Annotated in this window: 4 protein-coding genes; all 4 read right to left on the bottom strand. The window is 50.0% G+C overall.

Annotated elements, in window-relative coordinates; genetic code table 11:
• A partial coding sequence (locus RYL88_RS12390; protein WP_314991703.1) for a M28 family peptidase occupies positions 1-1,119 on the bottom strand: 1,119 nt, incomplete at its 3' end.
• Positions 1,120-1,134: 15 nt separating this feature from the next.
• Positions 1,135-1,395, bottom strand: a complete 261-nt coding sequence (locus RYL88_RS12385; protein ID WP_314991701.1) for a cation transporter — start codon at positions 1,393-1,395, stop codon at positions 1,135-1,137.
• Positions 1,388-1,717 (bottom strand): aryl sulfotransferase, encoded by a 330-nt coding sequence (locus RYL88_RS12380; protein ID WP_297966355.1) that lies wholly within the window; start codon positions 1,715-1,717, stop codon positions 1,388-1,390. The genes RYL88_RS12385 and RYL88_RS12380 overlap by 8 nt, the downstream gene beginning before the upstream one ends.
• A complete protein-coding gene (locus RYL88_RS12375; RefSeq protein ID WP_314991697.1) occupies positions 1,714-2,787 on the bottom strand; it encodes a transglutaminase-like domain-containing protein in 1,074 nt (357 codons plus the stop codon). Before RYL88_RS12375 ends, RYL88_RS12380 begins: the two co-directional genes overlap by 4 nt.
• Positions 2,788-3,369 lie beyond the last annotated feature (582 nt).

Genomic DNA, 3,369 nt, shown 5'->3' with positions numbered 1-3,369 from the left:
GCCTGCGTGCACGGCGGCAAATTTAGCCTGCGGCTTTTGTTTTTGCAGTTCCTCAAGCACCAGATGCGCGAAGTCGCTGATGCACGGCGCCCAGTTCGCCGAGCGGTCGGTTACTCTTACCTCAAAACCCAGCGCGCTAGCTAGCGTAGCTGTCTCAAAGCCTAGATTTTCAAGCCCTTCGCGCTTCATCGCGCGTCCGAAAAAGTCAAACTCGATCACATCCCCCTTCTGCTTAACGGTCGAGAGATTTATGCTTTCATTTACCATATTAAGCTCGGTATCGTAGCTGCGCACGCCCTGAGCGAATGAGTTAATTAGCGCCAAAATTTTGCCGCTGTTTACCAGCACGTCCGCTTCGCCCTCGCCCAAGCTCTTTACCCACGCCAGGCCGCGCTGCTTTGGTTCATGCGCGCACAGCGCCTTGCACACGGCGTTTGCGGGGATCGAGTTGCTCCTCTCGCCAAAATCAAGGCTGATGAGCTCGCAGCCCTCCTCGGCGAGAAATTTCGCCAGCAGCTTCGTTGCGTTTGGGATATTTTTATGTATCTCGTTGCCCGAGTGCCCGCCGCTAAGCCCAGTAACGCCGATCTCGTAAATTTTACCGCTCTTTTTGACGCTCGCGGCGCCGATTTTTGCGCTCACGTTTATGCCGCCGGCGCATCCCAGCGTCACGCGGTCGTCCTCTTCACTGTCTAAATTTAGAAGATTCGGCGATAAAATTTTACCCTTAAAGGCGTTTGCGCCCACGAGCCCGACCTCTTCGTCGTTGGTAAATAGGCACTCTAAGTTCGCAAACTCCCGCATCGTACCCATCATCATCGCCACGCCAATGCCGTCGTCGGCGCCCAGAGTCGAGTTTTTCGCCCTTAGGATGCCGTTCTCTTCGATGAGCTCTAAATTCGGCGCCGCACCCACGCAAACCATGTCGTAGTGGCTTTGCAGGCAAATTTTAGGCTCGCCCTTTACGGCGTGGATGTTGCCAGCCTCGTCGATGTTTACGCTAAAGCCCTGCGAGCGCGCAAAATCCGCTAAAAACTCCCTCATCTGCTCCGTTTCGCAGCTGCAGTGCGGTATCTCGCACAGCTTTTTAAAATCGTTCATAACCTCGTTTTTTTGCATGTTTGCTCCTTAAATTTACTTAACTATCTCGCCCGTGTAGCCCGTCGTCGCCACCGCATCTAGCAGCTGCTTCTCGCTCACGCCGTCTATTGTCTCGACGCGGGCGGTTTTGTCGTGCAGGCTAGCCTTGGCACTGATGACGCCGTCCACCTTTAGCAGGGCTTTTCGCACCATCGCCGTACACAGCGGACAGTGTATCCCCTCGACTTTGATAACAAAATTTTGATTTGCAAACGCTACGCTTGCAAGCAATAAAATAGATAGAATTTTATTCATAAATTTTTCCTAAAACTTCGGGGTATGATAGCAGAATAATCACAAAAATAGCTAAAAAAACGTAGATGAAGATCCATTTTTTGCGGCGATTTGCGATATCGCAGGATTTTGGCTTTTTGAAAAAATAAAACGCGCTCGCCGCAAAGCAGATCGCGGCAAGTGCGGTAAAATAGGGCCTTAGCTCGGTTAGGCTCTCTATAGCCTCCGAGCTAAGCAAGCTAAATGAAGCGCCGAAAATCAAAAATAAAAGCGCGGGCAGGCAGCAAAGAGTCGCCGCCAGCGCGCTTATTACCGACGCCAGAGCTAGCCAAAAGCCCTTCATTTGACCTCTTGAGACTTGTAGTCGTAGCTAAAATCTTTCGGAGAATAATAATTTAGCACGTTGTCGTCCACTTCGCCGTAAGGATAGCCGAAGTTATTTAGCGGAAATTCCGCAGGTTTTGGCGATAGGACAAAGTCGCGCGCATCGTTAAAGCCGATCCAGCACATCTCCCAGTTGCCAAACAAAAACTCGCGCACTTTGGCAAGCTTGCTGTCGTCGTTACTTAGCTTCTCGCCCAGGCGCACTTTAGCGACGTCCGCAGGATCGACAGGGATCCAGCCGTGGCCTTTGAGATAAAATTCCGCCCTGCAGTGCTGACCGCCAGAGATTGCCGCAAGGCCCTTCTCGTCGGCCTTTCCCATCTCGTTTGAAAATCTGCTCTGCCCTACTCTGATGCCAAAAATCTCGCGCGCAGGGATACCCACGGCGCGGCAGAGCCCCACGAATACGGAGTTTATGTCGGTGCATTTGCCCACCAGCTTGCCACTTTCAAGGATTGCTTTTACGTCGCCCGTGCCGCAGCCTAGGATACTGTTGTCGCGCTGCATAGTGTTTGCCACCCACGTGTAGATCGCTTTTGCGCGCTCCAGATCGCCCTTTACGCCTTTAGTGATCTCCTCTGCTTTTTGCTTTACGATGCCGTCATTTGGGATGTGCTGAGTAGGTTTTAGATAAAACTCCGTCTCAGGGCTTAGCTTTTCGTTCGGGTTAAATTTAACCTTGCTAAAGTCGGTGTTTCGCTCGAAGGTCTCGACTCTAAATTTAACGCTAAGCGTCGGCTTTGCCACCTCGGCGTAGTCCACGTAAAGCGTCGGTATCGCGTCGTAGTTCACCGACGGATTGGCGAAATTGCCGTCAAATTTGACGTCGCTCACGCTTTGATACTCTCTAATGAACGGTAGCGGTATCCACAGCCTGGTTTTCTTGCCCGCCTCTAAAATTTTGTGATTTAGAGTTACGTCAAAAACCCTCTTGTTGCCCACGGCCTTGCTGCCTCCAAAAACGGTGCTCGGAGTTGCCATAACGGCGCCTAAAATCGCAGTGTTTCTTAAAAAATCGCGTCTTTGCATGAAATGCCTTGTATAAATAATAGTTGTCCCGCAACTCTTGAGCGGTATTTTACTAACGAAAGGCTAAATTTGGCTTTAAACAGCGGTATTTTCGCGAGTCGTTTGGGCGCCTTGCGATTTTAGAATTTGACTTAGTTAAATTTGGATAAATTTTTAAATTTTACGCACCGACACCTGTATCTTTAAGATGCTAAATTTTAGCTTAGTCAAAATTTAGCACCATCTTGCTTCTTTGTTAAGGGGGAAGGGGCTTGAATTACGCTCTGCTAGCAGTTGCGAGGCAAAGCCGAAGCAAAAGAGCTCCCTTCCCCCTTAACGATCCCCCTCCCCCTACGACGCTTTTGAGGTGGCGACACTGCTTTGCTGACGCAAAGCGTCGCGAGTTTAAATTTAGCATTTTCAGGGTGCGGGTCTCGGCGGATAAAATTTGCAAATTTGACTTCAAATTTGAGCGTAAAACGATAAGGCGAAGTATTTTGAGATGGATTTGAATGTTGTGTGGAAATTTTCGTCCCAAGGCTAGACAGATAGTCTGCCGCAGGGCGAAAATTTCAAACTCATTCAAAGGCGCTCAAAAGACAA

Source organism: uncultured Campylobacter sp., from assembly GCF_963517995.1.
In the GTDB taxonomy this organism is placed as follows: domain Bacteria; phylum Campylobacterota; class Campylobacteria; order Campylobacterales; family Campylobacteraceae; genus Campylobacter_A.
Note: the sequence above shows the minus strand (reverse complement) of the source record. Positions and strands in the feature narration are given on the sequence as shown.

Bases quoted from the DNA above. Each gene is read 5' to 3' on its own strand.
- RYL88_RS12385 (WP_314991701.1), bottom strand. From the start codon at position 1,395: ATGAATAAAATTCTATCTATTTTATTGCTTGCAAGCGTAGCGTTTGCA.
- RYL88_RS12380 (WP_297966355.1), bottom strand. From the start codon at position 1,717: ATGAAGGGCTTTTGGCTAGCTCTGGCGTCGGTAATAAGCGCGCTGGCG.
- RYL88_RS12375 (WP_314991697.1), bottom strand. From the start codon at position 2,787: ATGCAAAGACGCGATTTTTTAAGAAACACTGCGATTTTAGGCGCCGTT.